The sequence below is a fragment of the Streptomyces sp. NPDC101166 genome, from assembly GCF_044768125.1.
Taxonomy (GTDB): Bacteria; Actinomycetota; Actinomycetes; order Streptomycetales; family Streptomycetaceae; genus Streptomyces.
Map to the genome: position 1 here is coordinate 1 of NZ_JBIWPF010000179.1, position 1,258 is coordinate 1,258.

Annotated in this window: 2 protein-coding genes; one reads left to right on the forward strand and one right to left on the reverse strand. The window is 68.7% G+C overall.

From position 1 onward, the window contains the following. Positions 1-205: 205 nt before the first annotated feature. Positions 206-799, reverse strand: coding sequence for a TetR/AcrR family transcriptional regulator (locus ACIRS4_RS37495; RefSeq protein WP_404204639.1), 594 nt, complete (start codon positions 797-799; stop codon positions 206-208). A gap of 190 nt (positions 800-989) precedes the next feature. On the opposite strand from ACIRS4_RS37495, the gene ACIRS4_RS37500 reads away from it, so the two are divergent. Further along, positions 990-1,258 (forward strand): hypothetical protein (locus tag ACIRS4_RS37500; protein ID WP_404204641.1); only part of this gene is annotated, 269 nt, incomplete at its 3' end.

The following is a 1,258-nucleotide window of genomic DNA, read 5'->3' on the forward strand; positions in this document are numbered from 1 at the left end:
CAACTCCCTGCACCACGGGCATCGCGAGCACGGGCCGCGCGCCATCGCCATGGCCACGGTGGTGGTCCTGATCGTGTGCGTGGTGTCCGTGTTCATCGCGTTCTTCGTCCCCGGCGCACCTCCGGCTATCACTTAGGCAGGTGGGTCGAGACCACTCGGGCGGGGGCGAAACCCGTTCGGACGCCACGGAATCCGAACGGTCGGTTCAGTTTGCTGGTGTGAGCAGGGTGGCGAGGGTGCGGCGGACCGCCTCGGACGCGGCCCGCGCCGACAGCCCGCGCCGGTCGATCAGGTGGTGGCGGTAGGGCCAGCCGATGGTGGCGTCGAGCAGGTCGAGCAACTGTTCACCGGTGTCGGCGGCCAGTTCGGGGGCGAAGCCGCGGGCCAGCGCCTCGCGAATCCGCTTGTCGGTCAGCCGCATCCGTTCATCGACCGCCGGCGTGCGCAGTGACTCGATCAGGCCCAGCACCCGCGGCTCGCGCTGCAACCGGAAGATCGCCTCGCCCTGCCGCACCACCGCGTCGATGCGCTGCTCCAGCGGCCGGTCCGGATCGATGTCGGCGATCAGCGCCTCGACCTGCTCGGATTGCTGGTCGACCGCGGCCGTGAGCAGCGCGGTCCGGGACGGGAAGTGCACGAAGATACTGCGTTCGGACACCCCGGCCCGTTCGGCGATATCGCGGGTGGTGGGGTCGAACTCGCCCTCGTGCACCGCCGACAGCAAGCCCTCGATGATGGCCCTGCGGGTCTGCGGCGGATTGCGCCGGCGCCGCGGGCCGTCGCCTTTGCCCTCGCTCATGGGGGAATCCGATCACATCGGGCCGGGCCGCTCACGCGCAGGTCCCGGCGTATGGGTCAGGTCACACGGCCATGATATTGCAGTGTTACTGCAATAGCGAGGTAGGCTGAGGCTCGGGCCAGAAGGTTGGCGAATATTCAGCTAACGATCTTGCCTCGCACGTCAGCCGGATGGAGACAGGAGCGCGCCGATGACCGAGAACAACCGCACGGACCACGGGGACACCACGCAGGGCCGATTCACGGTGTCCCGACGCGGGGTATTCGGGGTAGGCGCGGCGGCGCTGGCGGTGGTCGGTGTCGGCGCGGCCGTGACCGGCTGCGACAGCAACAGCGACAACGGGTCCGCCGCCGAGGAAGCGTCCAAGAATTCGGTCGATCCCAGCGGTCACATCACCGATCAGCACTCGAAGGCGCAGTCCTCGCTGCCGTTCTCCGACACCCAGGATTTCGCCGACAC

What these genes read in the sequence shown, in the direction of transcription:
- ACIRS4_RS37495 (WP_404204639.1), bottom strand. Translation starts at nt 799, where the DNA reads ATGAGCGAGGGCAAAGGCGACGGCCCGCGGCGCCGGCGCAATCCGCCG.